The sequence below is a fragment of the Streptomyces cinereospinus genome, assembly GCF_042430725.1.
Classification (GTDB): domain Bacteria; phylum Actinomycetota; class Actinomycetes; order Streptomycetales; family Streptomycetaceae; genus Streptomyces; species Streptomyces cinereospinus.
Genome location: NZ_JBHMCY010000025.1, coordinates 72,580 through 93,943, shown reverse-complemented (window position 1 = coordinate 93,943; position 21,364 = coordinate 72,580). Strand labels below are relative to the sequence as shown.

General features: G+C 71.9%; 13 protein-coding genes and 1 pseudogene. 6 read left to right on the top strand and 8 right to left on the bottom strand.

All coding sequences use genetic code 11. The features are described from left to right. Positions 1-377 precede the first annotated feature (377 nt). Both ACFF45_RS15555 and ptsP read left to right on the top strand, forming a co-directional pair. A complete protein-coding gene (locus ACFF45_RS15555; protein WP_381346620.1) occupies positions 378-827 on the top strand; it encodes a PTS sugar transporter subunit IIA in 450 nt (149 codons plus the stop codon). Between the two features lie 82 nt (positions 828-909). After that, on the top strand, positions 910-2,580 hold the full coding sequence (gene ptsP, locus ACFF45_RS15550) for a phosphoenolpyruvate--protein phosphotransferase (RefSeq protein WP_381346621.1): 1,671 nt from the start codon (positions 910-912) through the stop codon (positions 2,578-2,580). An 81-nt stretch (positions 2,581-2,661) separates the two neighbouring features. On the opposite strand, the gene ACFF45_RS15545 is transcribed toward ptsP, so the two are convergent. Continuing rightward, entirely contained in the window at positions 2,662-3,600 is a 939-nt protein-coding gene (locus ACFF45_RS15545) for a DUF8829 domain-containing protein (RefSeq protein ID WP_381346619.1), read from the bottom strand. Between the two features lie 178 nt (positions 3,601-3,778). Next, positions 3,779-5,746: an acetoacetate--CoA ligase gene (locus tag ACFF45_RS15540; RefSeq protein ID WP_381346618.1), complete on the bottom strand. Its 1,968-nt coding sequence runs from the start codon at positions 5,744-5,746 to the stop codon at positions 3,779-3,781. A gap of 211 nt (positions 5,747-5,957) precedes the next feature. Here ACFF45_RS15540 and ACFF45_RS15535 point away from each other — a divergent pair, with 211 nt between their 5' ends. Further along, positions 5,958-8,321, top strand: coding sequence for a glycoside hydrolase family 31 protein (locus ACFF45_RS15535; protein WP_381346617.1), 2,364 nt, complete (start codon positions 5,958-5,960; stop codon positions 8,319-8,321). Between the two features lies 1 nt (position 8,322). On the opposite strand, the gene ACFF45_RS15530 is transcribed toward ACFF45_RS15535, so the two are convergent. Then, the gene (locus ACFF45_RS15530; RefSeq protein ID WP_381346616.1) at positions 8,323-8,859 is read right to left on the bottom strand and encodes an NUDIX domain-containing protein; all 537 of its coding nucleotides are present in this window, start codon (positions 8,857-8,859) and stop codon (positions 8,323-8,325) included. Positions 8,860-9,139: 280 nt separating this feature from the next. Here ACFF45_RS15530 and ACFF45_RS15525 point away from each other — a divergent pair, with 280 nt between their 5' ends. The 3 genes from ACFF45_RS15525 (at position 9,140) to glpK (ending at position 12,850) form a co-directional block, all read left to right on the top strand. Continuing rightward, a complete protein-coding gene (locus tag ACFF45_RS15525) occupies positions 9,140-10,792 on the top strand; it encodes a GGDEF domain-containing protein (RefSeq protein WP_381346615.1) in 1,653 nt (550 codons plus the stop codon). Positions 10,793-11,108: 316 nt separating this feature from the next. Beyond that, the gene (locus ACFF45_RS15520) at positions 11,109-11,309 is read left to right on the top strand and encodes a hypothetical protein (protein ID WP_381346614.1); all 201 of its coding nucleotides are present in this window, start codon (positions 11,109-11,111) and stop codon (positions 11,307-11,309) included. Positions 11,310-11,329: 20 nt separating this feature from the next. Then, on the top strand, positions 11,330-12,850 hold the full coding sequence (glpK, locus tag ACFF45_RS15515; protein ID WP_381346613.1) for a glycerol kinase GlpK: 1,521 nt from the start codon (positions 11,330-11,332) through the stop codon (positions 12,848-12,850). A 90-nt stretch (positions 12,851-12,940) separates the two neighbouring features. Here the strand turns inward: glpK and ACFF45_RS15510 are convergent, their stop codons facing one another. The 5 genes and pseudogenes from ACFF45_RS15510 to ACFF45_RS15490 all read right to left on the bottom strand — a co-directional run bounded on the left by ACFF45_RS15510 (position 12,941) and on the right by ACFF45_RS15490 (position 21,008). After that, a complete protein-coding gene (locus ACFF45_RS15510) occupies positions 12,941-13,546 on the bottom strand; it encodes a GTP-binding protein (RefSeq protein WP_381346612.1) in 606 nt (201 codons plus the stop codon). Then, positions 13,527-17,196 (bottom strand): annotated as a pseudogene (locus tag ACFF45_RS15505) (hydantoinase B/oxoprolinase family protein). The gene ACFF45_RS15510 and the pseudogene ACFF45_RS15505 overlap by 20 nt, the downstream one beginning before the upstream one ends. A 24-nt stretch (positions 17,197-17,220) precedes the next feature. Then, on the bottom strand, positions 17,221-17,616 hold the full coding sequence (locus tag ACFF45_RS15500) for a DUF742 domain-containing protein (RefSeq protein ID WP_381346611.1): 396 nt from the start codon (positions 17,614-17,616) through the stop codon (positions 17,221-17,223). A 9-nt stretch (positions 17,617-17,625) separates the two neighbouring features. Next, positions 17,626-18,063 carry a roadblock/LC7 domain-containing protein gene (locus ACFF45_RS15495; RefSeq protein WP_381346610.1) on the bottom strand — a complete coding sequence of 146 codons (438 nt, stop codon included), beginning with the start codon at positions 18,061-18,063 and terminating at the stop codon, positions 17,626-17,628. Next, the gene (locus tag ACFF45_RS15490; protein ID WP_381346609.1) at positions 18,060-21,008 is read right to left on the bottom strand and encodes a nitrate- and nitrite sensing domain-containing protein; all 2,949 of its coding nucleotides are present in this window, start codon (positions 21,006-21,008) and stop codon (positions 18,060-18,062) included. The genes ACFF45_RS15495 and ACFF45_RS15490 overlap by 4 nt, the downstream gene beginning before the upstream one ends. Between the last annotated feature and the right edge of the window lie 356 nt (positions 21,009-21,364).

The window sequence follows — 21,364 nt, the reverse complement described above, 5'->3', positions numbered from 1 at the left end:
CGGTCGCTTCCTTTGTACTCACCCTCTCGGGCTTTCCTCCGGGCTTCCCTTCGGTGTTCCAAACTCTATCAGTGTTTTTCCGTCTCCCTGACCACCCTCCTGCGGACATGCAGAAGGAGAGCCAAGATGTGGACCTGATGAGTTCGATTCAGCCGAGGCGACGACGCTCATTCGCGTCACTCACCCTCAGGCAGGAGTTCGACTGTACACGGGGCCGCGGAGCGGGTGCAAATCGACTAAGGTAGTGGTGGTCTAGACCTCTAGCGGGAGTTCTCGTACAGAATCGGGACTACCCATGACATACCCTGCTGAACAGTGCGCCGTCCGGGACAGGCAGTGACGGCGCATATATGAATCTCCACTCTGGGAGGCTTCCCATGACCACCGTGATGTCCCCGCTTGCCGGACGCGCCGTCGGACTGGCCGCCGTGCCGGACCCGGTCTTCTCCGGGGCCATGGTCGGCCCGGGCACCGCGATCGACCCCGTGCGCGAGCCTTCCGAGGCCGTCGCACCCGTGGACGGAGTCATCGTCTCGCTCCACCCGCACGCCTTCGTCGTCGTGGACGCGGAGGGACACGGCGTACTCACCCACCTCGGCATCGACACCGTGCAGCTCAACGGCGAAGGCTTCGACCTGCTCGTGAACAAGGGGGACACGGTGACCCGCGGCCAGGGCATCGTGCGCTGGGACCCGACCGCCGTCGAAGCGGCCGGCAAGTCGCCGGTGTGCCCGATCGTGGCGCTGGAGGCCACCGCCGAGGCTCTGTCCGAACTGCGCGAGGACGGCGACGTCAAGGCGGGCGACAGTCTCTTCGTCTGGAAGTGATGTCATGGCCGTCGCTCTGACGACGGCGCGTAGGACGACCACCGCGGCGGCGGGACCCGCCGCACTATCGGAGACGGGTGAGATGGAGACAACGCTGCGAGGCGTCGGCGTGAGCCACGGTGTGGCGATCGGCGAGGTTCGGCACATGGGGACGGCGGTGCTGGAACCGCCCGTCAAGCAGATCCCGGCCGAGGAGGCGCAGCGCGAGCAGGCGCGCGCCCGTCAGGCCGTGGAGGCTGTGGCGGCCGACCTGATGGCGCGCGGCAATCTGGCGGGGGGCGAGGCCCAGGCGGTGCTCGAGGCGCAGGCCATGATGGCCCAGGATCCCGAGCTGATGGCGGATGTGGAGCGGCGGATCGCCGTCGGCAGTACCGCCGAGCGCGCGGTCTACGACGCTTTCGCGGCGTACCGGGACCTGCTGGCGGGTGCGGGTGAGTACCTCGCCGGGCGGGTGGCGGACCTCGATGACGTGCGGAATCGTATCGTCGCACGTCTGCTCGGTGTGCCGATGCCGGGCGTGCCGGACAGCGACGAGCCGTACGTCCTGGTCGCGCGCGATCTGGCGCCGGCCGACACGGCCCTGCTGGACCCCACCCTGGTCCTTGGCTTCGTCACCGAGGAAGGTGGGCCGACCAGTCACAGCGCGATCCTCGCCCGCGCGCTGGGCGTGCCGGCCGTGGTGGCCCTGCCGGGCGTCGGTGAGCTGGCCGAGGGCACGATGATCGCGGTGGACGGCAGCACCGGAGAGATCTTCGTGCGTCCGAGCGACGAGAAGAAGGCGCAGCTGGAGGCGGCTGCGGCGCAGCGCAAGGCCGCGCTGGCCGCGTCGACCGGTCCCGGGGCCACCTCCGACGGTCACAAGGTGCCGCTGCTCGCCAACATCGGTGGTCCCGCCGACGTGGCGGCCGCGGTCGAGGCCGGCGCCGAGGGTGTCGGTCTGTTCCGGACGGAGTTCCTGTTCCTGGACGACGACAAGCAGGCTCCCGCCGAGGAGACGCAGGTCGACGCCTACCGCCGGGTGCTGGAAGCGTTCCCCGAAGGCCGGGTCGTCGTGCGGGTGCTGGACGCCGGTGCTGACAAGCCGCTGGACTTCCTGACGCCGGCCGACGAGCCGAACCCTGCCCTGGGTGTGCGTGGGCTGCGGACGCTCTTGGATCACCCCGAGGTGCTGCGCACGCAGCTGACCGCGCTGGCGAAGGCGGCCGAGGGCCTGCCGGTCTACCTCGAGGTGATGGCCCCGATGGTGGCGGACCGCATCGACGCGAAGGCGTTCGCGGACGCGTGCCGGGAGGCCGGGCTGGAGGCGAAGTTCGGCGCGATGGTGGAGGTTCCGTCGGCTGCGCTTCGGGCGCGTTCGATCCTTCAGGAGGTCGAGTTCCTGTCGCTGGGGACGAACGACTTGGCGCAGTACACGTTCGCCGCCGACCGTCAGGTGGGTGCGGTGTCACGGCTCCAGGACCCGTGGCAGCCCGCGCTGCTCGACCTGGTCGCGCTGTCCGCCGAGGCGGCGAAGGCCGAGGGCAAGAGCTGTGGTGTCTGCGGTGAGGCCGCGTCCGACCCGCTGCTGGCGTGCGTGCTGACCGGTCTGGGTGTCACCTCCCTGTCCATGGGTGCGGCGTCGATTCCTCACGTCCGGGCGACGCTGGCGAAGCACACGCTCGCGCAGTGCGAGCGGGCGGCGGCGGCCGCGCGGGCCGCCGACACCGCCGACGAGGCGCGCAGGGCGGCTCAGGCCGTGCTGTCCGGCGAGTAGGCCGACCGAGCCGGGGACGGCTGTTGTGGCGGGGCGCTCCACGTGCGGGTGGGGCGCCCCGTCCGTGTCCGGGGCGGATGCTCAGTGGCGATGACCCGTGGCCGGCCCCTCCCCTCCTTCCTCTCCTGCCGGCCCTGCCCCTCCGGCCCTTGCGTCCCCGCCCAGGTCGGGCGGGGTGGTGTAGTCGACGCCGGACTCCGGGGAGATGAGGTCGCCCGATTCGACGTCGGTGCAGTAGGCGTCGAAGACCTCCCCCGCGGTCAGGGGTTCGAGGCCGTCTCCGCGCAGGCGCCAGCCGTAGACGCGGTCCGCGGTGCCGGGGGCGGTGGTGCGCATGACCAGGCCGCCCGGCCTCCTGGTCGCGATGCCCAGGGCCAGGACGGTGGTGAATTCGAGGGCTTCCGCCTCGTCGAGTTGCGTGGTGCCGTCCGTGTCCTGGTCCGCGTGGAGGGCCGCGACGAGGGTTTCCGGCGTGGCGGTGACGCTGCAGACGAGATGCCGGTCGCCGGGCGGCGCTGTTTCGACGATGCGGACGAGGAGGTCCGAGGCGCGGGCGAAGGCCGCGCGGCCGATGTCCTCGCCGCAGGTCGCGCAGGTGCCGACGCGGGCCAGAAGTGTGGAGGCGTACTCCCAGGTCGCCCGTCGTACTGCCTCGTCCACGAGGACCGGGACCAGGTCGGAGAGCTTCTGCCCCTCGTAGGGAACCGTGGGGCCGGAGGCGGCCAGTTCGGCTGTGAAGCGTGCGCGGCTCATGGGGAGGTCGGGGTCGAGGCCCTTGTCCTGGCAGAAGTCGGCGTACTCCCGTGGGTCGAAGAGGGCGACAGTGGTGTGGCCGCCCTGGGCGGCACGGGCTTTGAGAAGGCCTTCCACCTGCCGCAAGTAGGTTTCGTGGTCGTCGAACGTGAAGCTGCGGTAGCGCCGCATGGCTCGGAAGTCGTATGCGTCCGTGAGCAGGCCGAGCGTGCCGGCGATCTCCTGGTGCAGGACGCGTCGCATGGTCCGGCGGTCGGTGTGCGCCATGTTTCCCCCTGTGCGCAGTCGATCAATGCTCACTCACAGTAACCGACCGCACTGACAGTGAGGGCCGAACCGGTCGACGAGCTGGGGAAACCGCAGGTCATGGCGGTCCGGATGGAAGCAGCGGCTGCGGACGCCGACGTCGCGGTCGGTGAGCCCGAAGCCGGCTGCGGGTGCGGGGTCAGGTGCGCTTGCGGGCGAGGTCCTCGTAGAAGGCGAGCAGGTCCAGGTTGTCGATCGACCCCGGGTTGACCGCCTCCTGCAGCGGAGTGCCCTGGAGCAGGCGTTTGACGGGCACCTCGATGCGCTTGCCGGTGAGGGTGTGCGGGATGCCGGGCACTTCGATGATCTCGTCGGGGATGTGGCGTGGTGAGAGCTGCTCGCGGATCGTCTGCTTGATGCGGTTGAGGAGGGTCTCGTCGAGGGCGGCTCCGGGGGCCAGGTGGACGAAGAGGGGCATCCAGTAGCCGCCGTCCGGTTGTTCGATGCCGATGACGAGGGATTCCCTGATCTCGGGGAGGCGTTCCACGGCTTCGTAGATGTCGGCGGAGCCCATGCGCACGCCCTGCCGGTTGAGTGTGGAGTCGGAACGGCCGTGGACGATGACGGAGCCCTGGGAGGTCACGGTGATCCAGTCGCCGTGGCGCCAGACGCCGGGGTAGGTGTCGAAGTAGCTGTCGTGGTAGCGGCTGCCGTCGGGGTCGTTCCAGAAGTAGATCGGCATGGACGGCATGGGGTTGGTGACCACGAGTTCGCCGACCTCGTCGGTCAGCGGGTTGCCGCTGGGGTCCCAGGACTGCAGGTCGGTGCCGAGGCCCGGGGCCTGGAGTTCGCCGATGTGGACGGGCAGGGTCGGTACGGCTCCGGCGAAGCAGGAGCACACGTCCGTGCCGCCGCTGACGGAGGCGATCCACAGGTCGGCGCGGACCTTGTCGTGCAGCCAGCGGAAGCCGTCGGGCGGGAGGGGGGAGCCGGTGGTGGCCACGCATCGCACGCGCGAGAGGTCGTGGTCCCGTCCTGGGTGGACGTCCGCCTTGCGGCACGCCATGACGTACGCGGCGGAGGTGCCGTAGAAGGTGGCTCCCGTGCGTTCGGCGACCCGCCATTGGGCGCCGGTGTCGGGATGGCCGGGGCTGCCGTCGTACAGGACGATCGTGGTGCCGGTCAGGAGGCCGGAGACGAGGAAGTTCCACATCATCCAGCCGGTGGAGGTGTACCAGAAGAAGCGGTCGTCCGGGCCCAGGTCGCAGTGCAGGCCGAGTTGCTTGAGGTGTTCGACGAGGATGCCGCCCTGGGACTGGACGATGGCCTTGGGCAGGCCGGTCGTGCCGGAGGAGTACAGCACCCACAGGGGATGCCCGAAGGGCACTTGTTCGAACACGGGTTCGGTATCCGCGCCGGTCAGGGTCGACCACTCCACGGCGCCCTCGGGCGTCTGCGAGCCGAGGAGCGGGATGTGGACGACCGCGCGCAGGGTGGGCAGTTCACGGCGGAGTTCGGCGACGACGCCGCGGCGGTCGTGTTCCTTGCCGCCGTAGCGGTAACCGTCGACCGTGAACAGGACGACGGGTTCGACCTGCTGGAAGCGGTCGAGGACGCTGCGGGCGCCGAAGTCGGGGGCGCAGGAGGTCCAGACGCCCCCCACGGCGGCCGTGGCGAGGAGCGCGACGACGGCCTCGGGGATGTTCGGGAGGTAGCCGCTGACGCGGTCGCCGGGGCGTACGCCGAGGGCGCGCAGTTCGGCGGCGAGGGAGCCGACCTGGCGGCGGAGGCCGGACCAGGTGACCGGGCGTGGCGCGTGGGACTCGTCGACGCACAGGAGGGCCGGCGCGTCCGGGCGGGTCGCGGCTGCGCGCAGTGCGTGTTCGGCGTAGTTCAGGGTCGCGCCGGGGAACCACTGGGCGCCGGGCATCGACCGGTCGGCCAGCACGCGCGCGTAGGGCGTCGAGAACTTGACGTCGAACCACTGCGTGACGGCTGCCCAGAACGTCTCCAGCTCGTCCACGGACCAGCGGTGCAGCGCGGCGTAACCGCCTTCGGCCGGGGCACCGTGGTGCTCGGCCGCCCAGGCCCGGAACGCGGTGATCTGCGCCTGGGCGATGCGGTCCGGATCTGGCTGCCAGAGCGGCTGCGGGTTCTCGGTCGACATGGGCGGCTCCCGGACTGTGCGCGTCGTGTGCGTGACTCGCGCACGGGCTGGGGTGTGCGCGTGCGCGGCTGATACGGACGATGCCATGTGATCGACTGACACACCAGGGTGCCACCCACATAGTCCGTGTCGTGAAGATGTGGTCCCGACACGGGTGAACGGCAGTTGAACGACTCACGCGCGTACGCCGGTCGATGGCAGGGTGAGCGGCATGGACGGTCGTGACCTGGTGCATTCGGTGAAGACGGTCGGTCTCGTGGGGGCAGCTCAGAGGTTGCGTACCGTTCGCGCGGCATGGCGCAGGCGCCGTGCGGACGCCGCCGGCCTGCCCGCGCGCGGGGCCGAACGCGCGCGGGTTCCTGGACAGGTCCGGGAGGTGACGCCCGGCCCGGGGGGCGGGGTTCTGCGGTTCGGCCGGTCCGCGCTGCGGATCACCGTCGCGGTGAACGGCGCCGTCTTCTGGGGCTGGGACGGGGCCGGGCCCGAGCCGTCGTACGCGCTCGCGGGCCCCTGCCCGGAGCCCGACCCCCGGGCCGTGCTGGAGCCGGACAAGGACGGCGGCTGGCGGGTCGTCGCGGAGCGGATGACGGTCGTGGTGTCACGGAACGGGGCTGTCGAGGTGCGTACCCCGGGGGGCGTGACGCTGCGGCGTGATCTGCCGCCGCGATGGTGGGAGCCGGTGGAGGGCGGCCCGGCGCGCTGGCTGCAGCGGTCCGAGGTGCCGGCGGACGCGCGGTTCTTCGGGCTGGGCGGGCGGTCGTCGGGGCCTCGGCTGCGGGACGGCACCTACCGGCTGTGGAACACCGACCAGGGACGTGCCTTCGTGCCCGGTGACGATCCGCTGTACATCACCATGCCGGTGCAGCTGGTGGTGGCCGACGCGGGCACGCATCTGGTGTTCCACGACTCCTCGTGGGACGGCACGGTGGCGCTCCGGGAAGGCGAGGAGGGGGCGGGTTCCGGACACGACCGGGCGGGGACGTGCGAGACGCGCATGGAGGGTGGTCCGCTGCGGTGCTGGGTGATCGTGGGCTCCCCCGCGCGCGTGCTGCACACCTGGGCCGCGCTGACCGGGTCGCCGGCGCTGCCCCCGGCGTGGGCGCTCGGCCATCATCACGCGCGCTGGGGCTTCGGCAGTGAGCAGGAGGTCCGGCGGATCGTCGCGGGGTATCGCGAGCACGGTCTGCCGCTGGACGCAGTGCACCTGGACATCGACCACCTGGACGCGCACCAGGTGTTCACGGTGGATCAGGAGCGGTTCCCGAAGCTGCGGGCGCTCGCCGAGGACCTGCGGGGCGACGGGATCCGGCTGGTGTCGATCGTGGACCCCGCGGTGAAGGCCGAGCCGGGCAACGCGGTGTACGACAGCGGGACGGCACACGACGCCTTCGTCCGGGACACCTCGGGACGGCCGGTACGCGGCGTGGTGTGGCCCGGGGAGGTGGTGTACCCGGACTTCACGCACGCGAGCGTGCGCACGTGGTGGGGCACTCTCTACGAGGAACGGCTGGCCCAGGGGTTCTCGGGGTTCTGGCACGACATGAACGAGCCGACGTCGTTCGCCGCGTTCGGGGAGCCGACGCTGCCGCGTTCGGCCCGGCACGGTCTGGAGGGGCGCGGCGGCGACCACCGGGAGGCGCACAACGTGTACGCGCTCTGCATGGCCAGGGCGGGCTACGAGGGGCTCCGCGAGCTGACACCGCGGCAGCGGCCGTTCGTGTTCTCACGGTCCGGCTGGGCCGGCATGCAGCGCTACGGCGGCACCTGGTCCGGTGACGTGGCCACCGGCTGGCCCGGCCTGCGGGCGTCGCTGTCACTGGTCATGGGACTGGGGCTGTGCGGCGTGCCGTACTCCGGCCCGGACGTGGGCGGCTTCGACGGGAGCCCCTCGCCGGAGCTCTATCTGCGCTGGTTCCAGCTCGCCTCGTTCCTGCCGCTGTTCCGCACGCATGCGAGTCTGCGGGCGGGGCGCAGGGAGCCGTGGGAGTTCGGTGCCGAGGTGCTGGAGCACGCGCGCGTGGCGCTCGTCGAGCGCCGGCGGCTGCTGCCGTACTTCCTGACGCTGGCGCACCTGGCCCGCCGGACGGGCGCGCCCTATGTGCGGCCGGTGTGGTGGGGCTCGCCCGAGGACCGGGCGCTGCGTGACTGCGAGGACGCCTTCCTGCTGGGCGACTGCCTGCTCGTGGCGCCCGTGCTCGACCCGGGTACCGACCGGCGGGCGGTGCAGCTGCCGCGCGGGCTCTGGTACGACACGGCCACGGAACAGGCCTACGAAGGTCCGGGGCAGATCGTTGTCGACGCCCCGTGGTCGCGGGTTCCGGTGCTCGCGCGCGCGGGTGCCGTGATTCCGACGCGCGGCGCGGACGGCGGGGTGGAGTTGGAGGTGTGGGCTCCCGCCGGGGGGCGGACCGGGGCCGGGCTGGTGGTGCCGGACTCGGGAGACGGCTGGGAGGAGCCCGAGATCGAGCGGTACGTCACGCGCCGGGAGGGCTCGCGGGTGGTCGTGGAGCGGGAGGGAGGGAGCGGCGGTGAGCCGCCCCGTCCGGTGCGGGTGCGCGGGCTCGGGGAGCACTGACTCAGACGTACCGGCCGTCGAACCAGGCCCGCACGGCGAGGGTGTGCAGCGGGAAGGCGAGTTCCCCGGGCCTGCGCAGGAGGTGCCAGCCCTCCGTCTCGTCCGTGGCGCTGGGCTCGGGGAGGCGGTCGGCGGGGCGTTCCGGGAGGGCGCCGAACAGCAGCAGATGGCCGTCGGGCGAGCTCATCGCGTCGACGAGCCGGACGTCGCGGCTCGCCGCCTCGATGCCGGTCTCCTCCTTGAGCTCGCGGACGAGTGCCTGCCGCCAGTCCTCGCGGTGGTCGATGTACCCGCCGGGCAAGGCGACGCCCCCGCGCGCGGGGGTTACGGTCCGGGTGATGACGACCAGAGCGGTGCCCTCGGTGTCGTACACCGGCTGGAGCGCGACCGCGACCGGCAGCGGATTGCGGTAGGCGACGGCACCGCAGGCCGGGCAGGTGCGGGGCCAGCTGGAGACGCCCTCTTCGTAGGACGATCCACAACTCGAACAGTGTGAGCCCGGCGCGGAGTTGGGTACAGGGGGCTGAGTTTCGAACACGCGGCGGACTGTATCCGATCGCCGACGGGAGATCGCCGCGCACGTGTGCTCGCCCGGGTGTACGACCTGTCCACGGCACCGGCTGTGCGGCGGGCGGAAGTCGCCAGTGCCCCTTTGGGGCGTTATACACGACTTCGGGAGTCACAGAAGAACCAGAACACAAAGCGCGTCGCACAGGTTCCGCACAGGCTGTTCGTACGCTGTGTGATCGACCCGGAATCCTGCGTGAACGTCTCATGAACTGGGCCTCTGCGCTCCGCGCGGGCGCAATCATGATCGTGTGCGCTCCTGGTCGGACACTCTCCGCTTCGCCTTCCAGCCGGTGGTCAACCTGTCGACCGGCGGGATCGCGGCACTGGAGATCCTGGCCCGCCCGGAGGCCGGTGACATCCTGGCCGAGGCGCGCCGGGATCCGGAACTCGACGGGCGGCTCGCCGTCCTGGCGGTCCGCGCGGCGGTGCGCAAGGAGTCGCTGCTGCCGCTGCACGTCAACGTCTTCGCCGGGACGCTGGCGGACCTCGGCGGCCTGAACTCGCTGCACGGCGCCGTGCGCGCGGCCGGTCGTATGCCGTGGGAGGTGACGATCGACGTCGGTCCGCCGTACACGCACGTGCCGCAGCAGCCGCTGCTGGAGGCGGTGGCCGCGTTGCGGGAGCAGGGCTTCCGGATCAGCGCCGACGGCGTCGGGGACGGTGACGTGCCCCTGCGGTTGCTCACGGATCTCGGCCCCGACCTCGTCAAACTCGACGCGTCGCTGCTGGCCCGCCCCGCCGCGGTACGGGCCATGCGGACGCTGTGCGACGAACTGCGGGCGCTGCTGTGCGTGGAGGGCGTGGAGACCGAACAACAGTTCGCGACGGCGTTGTCGGCCGGGGCGCAACTGGCGCAGGGGGAGCTGTTCGCGCCGCCGGCGAGGCTGCCGGCGGCGGACGTGTACGTTCCGCCCCGCTCCCCCGAGATGGAGGCGCCCTCGCCGACGGGACCGCTGGTGCGGGAGTTCGTGCGGCCGGCCGCGCTGCTGCCCGCGAACGCGTCGGCGGCCCAGGTGCGCGCCCTGCTGACGGGGTCGCCGGACGTGTCCGGTGTGCTGCTCGTGGACCGGGACGGGGTGCCGGTGCGGTCCGTGCACCGATCGCGTTTCCTGCTGTCCATGTCTGGCCGCTACGGGCACGCCCTGTACGCCGACCGGCCCGCCGCGAAGCTGGGCGATCCGCCGCGCACGGTGGGCGTCGACGCCACCGCGTGGGAGGTGCTGGAGGTGGTGGCGGACGGCGGGCGCGACCGTACGTCGGACGATGTGGCCGTCGTCGACGCCTGCGGGCGGTGCGTGGGCGTCGTCCGGCTGGCCGACCTCGTGCGGGCGCTGGCCGAGACCCGCGTCGAGGAGGCCGCGGGACTCAATCCGCTGACGCGGCTGCCCGGGTCGGACACGATCACCGGTGAGGTGGACCGGCGGATCGCCGAGGGCCGGCCCTTCGCGCTGAGCTGGCTGGACGTCGACCACTTCAAACAGGTGAACGACGGGGCCGGGTTCGCGGCCGGTGACGAGCTGATCCGGTCGGTGGGGCGGGCACTGCAGCGCACGGCGTCCGGGAGCACGCGCGTGGGGCACATCGGCGGGGACGACTTCCTGGTGCTCGCGGAGCCGGACGGGCTGGATCCGCTGGCCGCGTCCGTCCTGGACATGCCGTGGTCGGCCGGCGGGCTGCCGGTGACGCTGTCCCTGGCCACCGTGGTGTGCCCGCCGGGCAGCGTGACGGACCACCGGGAAGCGGCGGCCTGCCTGGCGCCCCTGAAGAAGGCCGCGAAGGCGCTGGGCGGGGCGAGCTGGGTGCTGGGCCACGCGGGCCTGCCCGGGCACCAGATCAGGCGTGGCCACGCGGCGGCACCGAGCGGGGCCGGGTGCGCCGTGGGGGAGCCCGGCAGGGGCTGAGCGGGCACGACGGGACCGTGCCGGGGTGCCACGCGCTTCCGTCAGCGACCTTGACGCTTCCTGAGCGCCGGTGAACACTTCCGGTTGTCAGCCGACATCACCGTACATAATTGGCATATTCCGGCACTGCGCCGTGCGGGCTTCCGAGCCGAGGCCCCACGCCCCCGGCCGGTTCGGCTGCGACGGCACGCTCGTCCCGGACGCCGGGCGGGGCGCGGGACCCCCATCCGGCTCCTGCTGATCGGCACGGGAGCAATCGCGACGCACCCTGCACGGCGGACCGGGGCCCGGCCCCGTCCACGGCCTAGGAGCCGCCATGAGCAACGGAGACATCGTCGTCGGCGAGATCATCGAGCCCACGCCCCCGCCGGGCGTCCTCTGCGCCGTCCCGCAGGTCCGGGGCGCCTCCGACCGGCACCTCGCCCGGATCCCCGCCACGGGGCCACTCGCCGGGGGAGCTTCCTCCCGCCTCCCCTTCCGTCTCCTCTCCCGTCTCCTGCGCAACACAGCCTTCTGAACCGACCCCAAGGGGACGCCATGACCGACAACGCCGAGAAGTACGTGGCCGCGATCGACCAGGGCACCACGTCGAGCCGCTGCATGATCTTCGACCGGAACGGCGCGATCGTCGCCGTGGACCAGCGCGAGCACCGGCAGATCTTTCCCAAGCCCGGCTGGGTCGAGCACGACGCGACCGAGATCTGGTCCAAGGTGCAGGCCGTGGTCGCCGGAGCGATCGCCAAGGCCGGACTCCGTGCCGAACAGCTGAGCGCCCTCGGCATCACCAACCAGCGCGAGACGACGGTGCTCTGGGACCGCTCGACGGGAAAGCCCGTGCACAACGCCATCGTCTGGCAGGACACCCGCACCGCCGCGTTGTGCAGCGAACTGGGCGGCCCGGACGGCCAGGACCGGTTCCGCGAGCAGACGGGACTGCCGCTGGCCAGTTATTTCTCCGGGCCCAAGGCGGCCTGGCTGCTCGACAACGTGCCCGGCCTCAGAACCCGGGCCGAACACGGTGAGATCGCCTTCGGGACGATCGACTCCTGGCTGATCTGGAACCTCACCGGAGGCACCGACGGCGGCCGTCACGTCACCGATGTCACCAACGCCGGGCGCACCATGCTGATGAACCTGGAGACCCTTCGATGGGACCCCTCCATCCTCTCCGCGATGAACGTGCCCGAGTCCGTGCTGCCCGAGATCCGGTCCTCGGCCGAGGTGTACGGGGCGGCCGTGGGCCAGCTCGCGGGCGTGCCCGTGGCGTCCGCGCTGGGCGACCAACAGGCAGCCGTGTTCGGGCAGGCCTGCTACGACGTGGGGTCGGCGAAGAACACGTACGGCACGGGCAGTTTCCTGCTGCTCAACACCGGCCACCGGCCGGTGCAGTCCAAGAGCGGGCTGTTGACGACGATGGGCTACAAGATCGGCGACGAGGCGCCGGTGTACTGCCTGGAGGGGGCGATCGCGATAACGGGCGCGCTCGTGCAGTGGTTCCGCGATCAGCTCGGCATCATCCGTACCGCCGACGAGATCGAGACACTCGCGGCGAGCGTCGAGGACAACGGCGGGGCGTACATCGTGCCCGCGTTCTCGGGACTGTTCGCGCCGTACTGGCGCTCCGACGCGCGCGGGGTCGTCGCCGGGCTGACCCGGTACGTCACCAAGGCGCATCTCGCGCGAGCGGTGCTGGAGGCGACGAGCTGGCAGACCCGCGAGGTCGTGGACGCCATGTACCAGGACTCGGGCGTGCACATCACCACCCTGAAGGTGGACGGCGGCATGACCAAGAACAACCTGCTGATGCAGCACCAGGCGGACGTGCTCGACGTCCCCGTGATCCGTCCCAAGGTGTCCGAGACGACCTGCCTGGGCGCCGCCTACGCGGCCGGGCTCGCCACGGGTGTCTGGAGCGACCTCGACGAGCTCAAGACGCACTGGGAGAAGGACGCGGAGTGGAGGCCGGCCATGGAGGCGTCGGTGCGCGACCGTGAGTACCGCAACTGGCGCAACGCGGTGGAGAAGAGCTTCGGCTGGGTGCGGGACGGCGACGACTAGGCACACCCACGCGCGCGTGCGCTGTCCTCGGCGGCCTGGTGGCCCCTTGCCCGTACCCCCGTCGGCGGGGGTACGGGCGACGGGGGTGCGTCAGGTCGTGACGGCCTGGCGGCGGTCCGCCGCGTGGGCCATGGCATGCCGGACGACACCGATGAGGACCTCCTTGACCGACTCCCGGTCACGCGCGTCGCACAGCAGCAGCGGTACGCCGTCGTCGAGGTCGAGGGCCTGGCGCACCTCCTCCGCCGGGTGGCGGGCCGACCCTTCGAAGCAGTTGACGCCGACGACGAACGGGATGGAGCGGCGCTCGAAGTAGTCGACGGCGGCGAAACTGTCCCCCAGACGGCGGGTGTCGGCGAGCACGACGGCGCCGAGCGCGCCCTCCGAGAGCTCGTCCCACATGAACCAGAACCGCTCCTGGCCGGGCGTGCCGAAGAGGTACAGCACGAGGTCCTCGCGCAGCGTGATGCGGCCGAAGTCCATGGCCACCGTGGTGGTGTGCTTGCCTTCCACACCGCTGGTGTCGTCGACCGGGCGCCCGGCCTCGGTGAGCAGTTCCTCGGTGCGCAGCGGCCTGATCTCGCTGACCGCGCCGACGAGGGTCGTCTTGCCCACCCCGAAGCCGCCGGCCACCAGGATCTTGAGCGTGACCGGCTCCACCGGGGGCTTGCCGCGCTCAGTACGCCCGAAGATCATCGATCTCTTCTCCTGCTTGATGGGGGGGGGTCGTGGGGCGGGGGTCCGTAGCCTCCGCCGCCGGGGGTCTGGACGACGAGGACGTCACCGGGGCCGACGTCCGTGGTGTCACTTCCGCCGAGCGCGGTGATCGTGCCGTCCGCGCGTTCGACGCGGTTCGCGCCCAGGGCGCCGGGCTCGCCGCCCGCCATGCCGTACGGGGGCACCCTGCGGTGCTGCGAGAGCGTGGAGACGGTCATCGGCTCGTGGAACCGGATGCGGCGGATCGCGCCGTCGCCGCCCCGCCACCGCCCCGCGCCTCCGCTGCCGTGCCGGACGGAGAACTCCTCCAGCCGGACGGGCAGGCGCCACTCCAGGACCTCGGGGTCGGTGAGCCGGGAGTTGGTCATGTGGGTCTGGACGACGCTCGCGCCGGGAAAGCCGTCGCCCGCGCCGGAACCGGAGGCGACGGTCTCGTAGTACTGGTGGTGTTCGTTGCCGAAGGTGACGTTGTTCATCGTTCCGGAGCCCTCCGCCTGCACGCCGAGCGCGGCGTACAGGGCTCCGGTGACGGCCTGGGAGGTCTCCACGTTGCCCGCGACGACCGCGGCGGGCGGCTCGGGCGAGAGCATCGAACCCGGCGGCACGATGATGCGGATCGGACGCAGGCAGCCGTCGTTCAGCGGGATGTCGTCGGCGACCAGGGTGCGGAAGACGTACAGGACGGCCGCGTTGACCACCGAGTAGGGGGCGTTGAAGTTGCCGGCCAGCTGGGGTGACGTGCCGGTGAAGTCGACGGTCGCGCGGCGCTCGTCACGGTCCACACGCACGCGTACCCGGATGACGGCGCCCGAGTCGGTCTCGTAGGCGTACTCACCGTCGTCAAGGGCGTCGATGACCCGGCGGACGGCTTCCTCGGCGTTGTCCTGGACGTGCCGCATGTACGCCTGGACGACGTCGAGGCCGAAGTCCTCGGTCATGCGGGTGACTTCGTCGACGCCCTTCTGGTTGGCGGCGATCTGGGCGCGCAGGTCGGCCAGGTTGGTGTCCGGACTGCGCGAGGGGTGGGGCGCCCGGGTGAGCAGGCGACGGGTCTCCTGCTCACGGAAGCGGCCGTTCTCGGCGAGCAGCCAGTTGTCGAAGAGGATGCCCTCCTCCTCGATGGTGCGGCTGCCCGCGGGCATGGAGCCCGGGGCGATGCCGCCGATCTCCGCGTGGTGGCCGCGGGAGGCGACGTAGAACAGGATCCGGTCACTCTCGGTGCCCGCCGGGCTGTCGTCGTCCGACGTGCCGGCGCTGTCGAAGACCGGGGTGATCACGGTGACGTCGGGGAGGTGGGTGCCGCCGTGGTACGGGTCGTTGACGGCGTACGTGTCCCCCGGCCGCATCCGGGTGCCGCGGCGCCGGATGACCTCCTTGACGCTGGTGCCCATCGAACCCAGGTGAACGGGGATGTGCGGGGCGTTGGCCACCAGGTTCCCGTCCGGGTCGAACAGGGCGCAGGAGAAGTCCAGGCGTTCTTTGATGTTGACGGACTGGGCCGTGGAGGCGAGTCGGGCGCCCATCTGCTCGGCGATGGACATGAAGAGGTTGTTGAAGACTTCGAGCAGGACGGGGTCGGCTTGTGTGCCGAGTTCGGAACTCTGTGTGATCGCCGCGCGTTCCATGACCAGATGCCCGTCGCCGGACGCCGCGGCCCGCCAGCCGTCGTCGACGACGGTCGTCGCACCGGGCTCGGTGATGACCGCCGGACCGGTGACGGTGTCGCCGGGGGGCAGGTCCTCGCGGCGGTGCAGGGGGACCTCGCGCCAGGTGCCGCCGGTGTGGAGGCGGACGGTGTGCGGGGCGGCGGGGCCGCCCTCGCGGGTGGCCTCGTAGGGGGCGAGGGCGGAGAGATCGGGGGGTTCGGTGATGCCGGTGGCTTCCACGGAGAGGGCTTCGACGACGACCGGGCGGTCGAGCGTGAAGGAGTACGTGGCGCGATGACGTTCTTCGAAGGCGTGCCTCATGGTGTCGGGCTCGGTGAGCTCGACGGTGATGGTGGTGTCGGTGCCGTCGTAGCGGAGCTGGGCGCGGCGGGTGACCTCGACGCGGTCCTCGGGGACGTCCTCCGCGAGGAGTTCGGCGCGGGCCGCGGCCTCCAGGTCGTCGGCCGTCCTGGTGACGCCGGGCATGGCGGCGGGCTCCAGGGTTGCCTCGACGGACTGTTCCCGCATGGCGGTGGTGTCCGCCAGGCCGATACCGAGCGCGGACAGGACACCGGCCATGGGGGGTACGAGCACGGTCCGGATGCCGAGCAGGTCGGCCACTGCGCACGCGTGCTGTCCGCCGGCGCCGCCGAAGGTGGTCAGGGCGTAGCGGGTGACGTCGTGGCCCTTCTGCACGGAGATCCGCTTGACCGCGTTGGCGATGTTGGTGACGGCGATGTGCAGGTAGCCCTCGGCGACCTGTTCGGCGGTGCGGTCGTCGCCGGTGCGCTGCCGGATCTCGCGCGCGAGGGCGGTGAAGCCGTCCCGGACGAGCGACGCGTCCAGGGGCTGGTCGCCGTCGGGACCGAACACCTGGGGGAAGTGGCCGGGCTGGATCCGGCCGAGCATGACGTTGGCGTCGGTGACGGTGAGCGGGCCGCCCGCGCGGTAGCAGGCGGGGCCCGGGTCCGCGCCCGCCGAGTCCGGCCCTACGCGGTAGCGGGAGCCGTCGAAGTGGAGGATCGAGCCGCCGCCGGCCGCGACGGTGTGGATGTCGAGCATGGGTGCCCGGAGCCGGACACCGGCGATCTGCGTGGTGAAGACGCGTTCGTACTCGCCGGTGAAGTGGGACACGTCGGTGGAGGTACCGCCCATGTCGAAGCCGATGACGCGGTCGAAGCCGGCGAGCTGCGACATGCGGGCCATGCCGGCGATGCCGCCCGCGGGCCCGGACAGGATCGCGTCCTTGCCACGGAACTGGCCGGCTTCGGCGAGTCCTCCGTTGGACTGCATGAACATCAGCCGCACGCCGTGGAGCTCGTCGGCGACGCGCTGCACGTAGCGGCGCAGCACCGGCGACAGATAGGCGTCGACGACCGCGGTGTCCCCGCGGGGAACCAGTTTCATCAGCGGGCTGACCTCGCTGGACAGCGAGATCTGCGGGAATCCGACGCGGGCGGCCAGCTCCCCGACGGCCCGTTCGTGGCCGGGATGGAGGTGGCTGTGCACGCAGACCACGGCGACGGCGCGGATGCCGTCGTCGTGGGCCCGGCGGAGCGGATCGGCGAGGGCGTCGAGGTCGGGGGCGGTCAGGACGGTGCCGTCCGGGGCGACGCGCTCGTCGACCTCGACGACCCGCTCGTAGAGGAGTTCGGGGAGTTCGATGCGCCGGGCGAAGATGTGGGGGCGGTTCTGGTAGGCGATGCGCAGGGCGTCGCGGAAGCCACGGGTGATGACCAGCAGGGTGCGTTCGCCCTTGCGTTCCAGCAGGGCGTTGGTGGCGACCGTGGTCCCCATGCGCACCGCGTCGACGGGGTCCGCGGAGCCGGACAGCAGTTCGCGCACGCCCGCCACGGCCGCGTCGGGGTAGCGAGCCGGGTTGTCGGACAGCAGCTTGTGGATCAGCAGCCGTCCGTCCGGGCGCCGCGCGACGATGTCGGTGAAGGTGCCGCCCCGGTCGACCCAGAACTGCCAGCCTGTCACGTCACCACCTCGCTTCCGCGCTGCTCACAGCGCCCGGAGGCCGTTGATCACATCACGCAGAATACTCTCGTCGGGCAGCTCGGCCGGGGGTACGGGCCGGGTCACATGGACCAGTTCCGCGTCCGTCAGGTCCCCGACCAGGACCCGTACCACGCCGATCGGCAGGTCGAGTCCGGCCGCGAGTTCGGCGACCGACTGCGGGGCGTCACGGCACAGCTCGACGATGTCCACGTGCTCCGGGGACAGGGTCGGGTCCGCCCCCGGGTCCTCCACATGGGGTTCCGTGACGACCACCGCGATCAGGTCGAGGCGGTGCTGGGCCGCATGGCTGGTGCGGCCCCGCGTCATGGCGTAGGGGCGGACCACCGGTCCTGCTTCGTCGTCGAACCAGTGGCTTCTTGCCTGACCGTCTGCGCTCATGCCATCCCACTACCCGCCCGAGGGCAGATCGGTGCGCGGAGCGGTGCCCAGATGCACGCCGACCCGCTTGACCAGGAGCGTCATCTCGTAGGCGACCTGGCCGACGTCCGAGTCTGCGTCGGAGAGCACGGCGAGGCAGCTGCCGTCACCGGCGGCCGTGACGAACAGGAAGGCGTCGTCCAGTTCGACGACCGTCTGCCGGACGCTTCCCGCGTCGAAATGCCGGCCCACGCCCTTGGCCAGGCTGTGGAAGCCGGAGGCGACGGCGGCCAGGTGCTCACCGTCCTCCCGGGTGAGGTCCTTGGAGACCCCCGTCGCCAGACCGTCGCCGGACAGCACGACGGCCTTGCGGATGCTCGCGACGCGGTCCACCAGATCGTCGAGGAGCCAGTTGAGCTCGCCGGACACCTCATGAGTGGTGTGACCGGTCGCCTTCGGTGCGGTCATCGACCGTCCCCCTTAGTCGTTCCTTGTGGTGCTGTGCCGCGGTGGGCGTCGTCCCCCACGGCGTTCTCCTGGCGGCCGCGCTGCCAGCCGCGCTGGAGCGAGGCCATACGGCTGCGTACCTCGTCGGCGTCCCGTTCCTCGGGCGTCGTTCGGTCCTGCGTACGGCGGCCGGGGTCCTGCTTGAGCTGCGGCGCCAGGTTCGCCTGGCGGACTCGGCGCGGCAGGGCGCCGGTGCCGGACGCCGCGAGGCCGGGCTCGCCGGTGCGCGGGCGTCCCGCGGTGTCGTCCGGGTCCGCGCCGCGGGGCCGGCGCCCGGTGCCGGCGCCGAGGGGACGCAAGGGAGGCCCGGCGTCTTCGCCGGGGCTCCGCCCGGTGGCCCGGGAGCGTGCGTCGGTGTCGTCGGCCGGCCGGCCGGGCCGCTGCCCGGAGCCCTGGGCGCCGGAGCCGCCGCCCGGGGTGTCGCCCGGCGGCCCGGAGTGCTCGGCGGTGTCGCGGTGCCCGGGCTCGTCCCGTTCGTTGCGCCGGGTGTTCCGGCCGAGCGGGGAGCCGCCGCGGCGGCGGGTCGGCAGGGGCGGTGTGCGATCCGGGTCGGGGCGGGTCGGCGCGGGGCCGGTCGCGATCTGCTCGTCGCTCTCCGGGCGCCGGGGCCGCTGGTCGGTGACCGGGCGGCCGTGCGAGCTGACCAGCTTGGGCGTGCGGCGGCGGGGCAACGGCACCGGCGGGTCGACGCGCTCGTCCCCGACGGAGCGGCCGGGTCCGGCGGGAAGGTCCGGCCGTGCCGTCGTCCCGTCGTCCGCGCGGGTGAGGGCCGGGCGCGGGCGGAACAGCCCGCCGCGTGCGCCTTCCTCGCCGTCGAGGGCGTCCGGGAAGTCGTCGACGGCGTCCAGGTCGACGGGGCCCTCCAGTTCGACCGGTCCGTCGAGCAGCGCGGCGGGCAGGCCGGGCAGGTGCACCGGTACCTGGGTGAGGGCGGTCCTGCGGCTCTCCTCCAGCTCGGTCTCCCGGGACGGACGCGGGCGGTCCAGGCGGAAGCCGACGCCGTTGGTGTCGGGAACGTCGTCCGTCAGCAGCGCGTCGGGGATGAAGACGACGGCGGTCGTGCCGCCGTAGGGGGAGGGCTGGAGCGAGACCCGGACGTTCTGCCGCTGGGCGAGGCGACTGACCACGAAGAGTCCGAGCCGGTCGGTGTCGGACAGTTCGAACTCGGGGGTCTCGGCGAGCCGGAGATTGGCGTCCAGCAGGGCCTCGGCCGCCATGCCGAGGCCGCGGTCGTGGATCTCCAGGGTGAAGCCGTTGGCCACCCGCTCGCCGAGGACCTGGACGGCGGTGTGCGGCGGCGAGAACACGGTGGCGTTCTCGAGGAGTTCGGCGACGAGGTGGGTGAGGTCCGCGACCGCCGGGCCGGTGACGGCGACACGGGGCAGGCGGCGCACCTCGATGCGTTCGTAGTCCTCGACCTCCGCGACGGCCGCCCGGACGATGTCCATCAGCTGGATGGGCTTGCGCCACTGCCGGGACGGCGCCGCGCCGGAGAGGATCACCAGGCCCTCGGCGTGCCGGCGCATACGCGTGGTGAGGTGGTCCAGGCGGAAGAGGTCGGCGAGTTCCTCGGTGTCCTCGGTCCTGCGCTCCATGGTGTCGAGCAGGGTGAGCTGCCTGTGGAGGAGGACCTGGCTGCGGCGGGCGAGGTTCACGAAGACCTCGGACACGCCGGCGCGGAGTTCGGCCTGCTTGACGGCGGCTTCGACGGCGGCGCGCTGGAGGGTGTTGAGAGCCTGTCCGACCTCGCCGATCTCGTTCCTGTCGTACTCCAGGCGCGGGACCTCGGTCTCCACGTCCACCTGCTCCCCCGCGGAGAGGCGGCGCATCACGCTGGGCAGCCGGACGCCGGAGGCCTCGTGGGCCTCCAGGCGGAGTTGGCGCAGGTCGCGGATGAGACCGCGGCCGATGCGCACGGAGACGACGAGGGAGAGCAGGACGGCGATCAGCCCGAGCACGCCGGCCACGACGGCTTTGACGATGATGCCGGTGGCGAGGGGGCTGATGCGGTCGCGATAGCGGTCGGCGGCCTCGTCATCGAGGGTGCCGAGTTCGTCCAGCACGTTGCCGGCCGTGGTGTCCCACGTCTGGGCGGAGACTCCGCCGGCGTCGCCCGAGGGGGCGGACACGGCGGACTCCTCGGCGACGCGCAGCGGAGCGGTGGCGGCGTTCTTCCAGAAGCGCTCGTACCGCTCGCGTTCCGCGCTGGGCAGCAGCGGCAGGTTCGTGTCGTACAGGACGGCCCGCTGGGCCACGAGGTCGGAGATGTCGCGGATCTCGGCGCGGGAGAGCTCGCCGACCACCAGGGCGGAGCCGAGGAGGGCGTCCTCGCGGGAAAGGAGTTCGCGGGCGCGGACGACGTTGACGAGGGCGCGGTACTGGGTGTCCATCTCCACGTCGTCGATGACGTGGAGGTCACCGAGGAGGACGAAGCAGGGGTCGACCAGGCGGTTGTAGAGATCGAGGGCCTGGGAGCGGTTGACGGTGCCGTCCTCCACGCTCCGGCGCAGGGACTCGATGCCGTCGAACGCGTCCAGGATGGCGGTGAGCCGCTCGCCGAGGGTCTCACCGAGGGCGTCGCGCACCTCCGGATCGGCGGCGTTCGCGCGGACCTCGGCGACCGCCTCGTCGGTGGCGGCGCGGCTGCGCCGGAGCGCGGCGAGTCCGTCGGAGGCGCGGGGGTCGGCGAGGTGGACCAGGGTCTGGCGGCGTTCCTGCTGGAGTACCCGGACGGTGTCCTCGACGGGATAGCCGACCTTCTCGACGACGGTCGACGCGCTGAACAACTGGGTCGCCTCGTGCCCCGTGAGTGTCGTGGCGAAGGCCCAGATCGCGGTCAGGGACAGCAACGGCACGAGCAGCAGCGCCACGATCTTCCGGCGGATGGACTTCCCGCGAAAGCGCATGGCCTCCCCCAGCTCGCCCCCACCGACAGGGGGTACACATGTGCGTCAACAAACGGCGCGAGCCTACTACCGACGTGCCCGTAACTCGAAGGACGATCCGGAGGGTGAGCTTCCGTTCGCCTGGCAGACATGAGGAATTGTCCGGCCATTGCGGGAGATTGCGGCCTCGAATCGGGCGACGCACATAACACCCGATCCGGTCAGCATGTCTGGGTATTTGGCCAGAATTTTTCGCCGGTGGGGAATTTTCGCGGCGCACCGTTCGTCCTTCTCTACAGGAAATGGGGGCGGAATCGGCAACAGGGGCCGCATCCTGCACCCGTGCGGCGTAAAACAGCGCAAGCCGGGCAGCCACT

Excerpts from the sequence above, each read along its gene's own strand:
- ACFF45_RS15555 (WP_381346620.1), top strand. The coding sequence starts at position 378 with ATGACCACCGTGATGTCCCCGCTTGCCGGACGCGCCGTCGGACTGGCC.
- ptsP (WP_381346621.1), top strand. The coding sequence starts at position 910 with ATGGAGACAACGCTGCGAGGCGTCGGCGTGAGCCACGGTGTGGCGATC.
- ACFF45_RS15545 (WP_381346619.1), bottom strand. The coding sequence starts at position 3,600 with ATGGCGCACACCGACCGCCGGACCATGCGACGCGTCCTGCACCAGGAG.
- ACFF45_RS15540 (WP_381346618.1), bottom strand. The coding sequence starts at position 5,746 with ATGTCGACCGAGAACCCGCAGCCGCTCTGGCAGCCAGATCCGGACCGC.
- ACFF45_RS15535 (WP_381346617.1), top strand. The coding sequence starts at position 5,958 with ATGGACGGTCGTGACCTGGTGCATTCGGTGAAGACGGTCGGTCTCGTG.
- ACFF45_RS15520 (WP_381346614.1), top strand. The coding sequence starts at position 11,109 with ATGAGCAACGGAGACATCGTCGTCGGCGAGATCATCGAGCCCACGCCC.
- glpK (WP_381346613.1), top strand. The coding sequence starts at position 11,330 with ATGACCGACAACGCCGAGAAGTACGTGGCCGCGATCGACCAGGGCACC.
- ACFF45_RS15510 (WP_381346612.1), bottom strand. The coding sequence starts at position 13,546 with ATGATCTTCGGGCGTACTGAGCGCGGCAAGCCCCCGGTGGAGCCGGTC.
- ACFF45_RS15500 (WP_381346611.1), bottom strand. The coding sequence starts at position 17,616 with ATGAGCGCAGACGGTCAGGCAAGAAGCCACTGGTTCGACGACGAAGCA.
- ACFF45_RS15495 (WP_381346610.1), bottom strand. The coding sequence starts at position 18,063 with ATGACCGCACCGAAGGCGACCGGTCACACCACTCATGAGGTGTCCGGC.
- ACFF45_RS15490 (WP_381346609.1), bottom strand. The coding sequence starts at position 21,008 with ATGCGCTTTCGCGGGAAGTCCATCCGCCGGAAGATCGTGGCGCTGCTG.